Raw genomic sequence first — 1576 nt, 5'->3', positions numbered from 1 at the left:
TCCAAATTATGGTTTATTTTAGAAATGTTTTCTATCTTTTCGTCTAAAGCAGATAATACAGAAACTATACGCGATTGTTCATTCTGCGCAGGTACCCAGACCGGGAAATTCATTATTTGCCCTTTATCACCTCGCGGCATTTTAGTCCCCTTTGCTCCTGCCATCATATAATCAAAAAAAGAATCTGAACTCAAAAGATAATACAAGTAGCGTGGCAAGCAACCGTTTTTTGCAACAAAGCAAAGAACATCATTTGAAGCTCCTGCCAGTTCATTGGCAAAATAGATTTTTTTGAAATATGGACGAATATTAGAAACCAAGACATTTTCTGGCAAAACCTTTGTTACATTGTCTTGAGTTGGCAAACCTGCCGCTTCAGTAACGCCGCCTTTATTGGGGAGCATATTTTCCGTTGAAAAATAGCATTTAGTATCTATTTCAGCAATAGAAATTTTTGCTTTGCTATAATCGGCATAATCCGACAGCTTTTCAAGTTGATTATTCTTCATCCCACATACCTCCGGTGAGCAATTTTTACGTTACTTTGATTGACCAGAGCATAACACATGGTCGTATCAATCTTTTTATGCCCAAGCAGACGCTGGACTTGTTCAATGGGCATACCTTTATCAATCGCACGTGTCGCCAGTGTTCGCCGGAAACGGTGCGGATGTACATTTTCAATAGCAGCGATCCTCCCCAGCTTCCTGAGCAGAAATTCAACTCCGCCGATTTCCAACCGTTTGTGCGGGGATCTCAGCGAAACGAAAAGAGCCGGGTTATCGTCTGTTCTGCTGTTCAAATACTGCCACAGATGAATCTTTGTCCGGGCATCGAAATAAACTTCACGTTCGCTACTGCCTTTCCCGAAAACAATGCATGATCGTTCGTTGAAGTTAATATCTGTTCGGTTCAGCTTGACCAGCTCTCCGACACGCATCCCGGAGGAAGCCAGTAGTTCCACCATTGCCAAGTTGCGAACTTCCGAACAAGTATCCCGTAAAACCTCGATCGTTTCGTCGGTAAACGCTTCTTTAATGATCTTAGCGGTCTTGATCCGATGGATACGCCGCACCGGACTTTTAACGATATAATCTTCATCCTCCAACCAGGCAAAAAAGCTGGAGAGAATCCGGCGTATATTGTCAATAGTAACTTTGCTGACATTCCGTTCCTGTTGGTATTCTGCCAGATACAGACGAAGATCGTCGGTGTCAATCAGCGTTATTTCTTTTTTTATCCATGCAAAGAAGCGACCTATTGTTTCCTGATAATAAATGACCGTTTTCCCGGAACAGCCTTCTATCTGCTTTGCCGAAATAAACATGGTCAACAGGCGATTATTCGCTTCTTGTGTATTTTCAACAGGCGAGACCGGTTCGGAGATCTGGTATTTTTGCAGACAGCTCCGCATAGCGGTCACCAGCTGTTCTTTCTGGCGATCGCTCAATTTTCCGTTCATAGCCTGTTGAATTTCCTTCATCAATTTTTCTTTCATATTGTTTCTCCTGATTTATGATGGTTAAGGTAAACTGCACATATTATATCAGGATACTCCGCTAAATTGCTATTTAGA

The 1576-nt window shown here is 42.2% G+C and carries 2 protein-coding genes; both read right to left on the bottom strand.

What is annotated here, in order from left to right; translation table 11 throughout:
* Positions 1 to 509 (bottom strand): restriction endonuclease subunit S (locus C8D82_RS20455; RefSeq protein WP_207776210.1); only part of this gene is annotated, 509 nt, incomplete at its 3' end.
* Positions 506 to 1498, bottom strand: coding sequence for a site-specific tyrosine recombinase/integron integrase (gene xerA, locus C8D82_RS20450; protein ID WP_116886142.1), 993 nt, complete (start codon positions 1496 to 1498; stop codon positions 506 to 508). The genes C8D82_RS20455 and xerA, both read right to left, overlap by 4 nt.
* Between the last annotated feature and the right edge of the window lie 78 nt (positions 1499 to 1576).

This window comes from Victivallis vadensis (genome assembly GCF_003096415.1).
Lineage (GTDB): Bacteria > Verrucomicrobiota > Lentisphaeria > Victivallales > Victivallaceae > Victivallis > Victivallis vadensis.
The sequence above is the reverse complement of the archived record's forward strand: the minus strand, read 5'-3'. Positions and strand labels throughout refer to the sequence as shown.